Source organism: Nocardioides malaquae (genome assembly GCF_015070385.1).
GTDB classification, from domain to species: Bacteria; Actinomycetota; Actinomycetes; order Propionibacteriales; family Nocardioidaceae; genus Nocardioides; species Nocardioides malaquae.
The window spans coordinates 1-266 of the sequence record NZ_JADCSA010000490.1; the positions used below are offsets into that span (position 1 = coordinate 1).

Annotated in this window: 1 protein-coding gene; it reads right to left on the reverse strand. The window is 51.5% G+C overall.

Features of this window, described 5'->3' with window-relative positions; all coding sequences use genetic code 11:
* A partial coding sequence (locus tag IEQ44_RS15995; RefSeq protein ID WP_227487655.1) for an acyltransferase family protein occupies positions 1-266 on the reverse strand: 266 nt, incomplete at both ends.

The following is a 266-nucleotide window of genomic DNA, read 5'->3' on the forward strand; positions in this document are numbered from 1 at the left end:
AGCGTTAACGGGTGGTGAACCAGATAGATAAACAGCGATGCGTTAACAAAATAAGTCACCCGCGCTGACTGGAAGTTAAGCAAACGGTGGCCAAAGGAGAAGACCACATTCACCATCCACAGACCGAGGACCATGGTGATCACCGACTCGGTTTCGTACATCCAGGCATCGCCACTGCCATAGCGCTGGTTGAGTAAATAAGCGACAAACGCCAATGCTGCTGCAAGGGTACAGCCACGAGACGGCGTGGTAAACAAGGCTTTAAG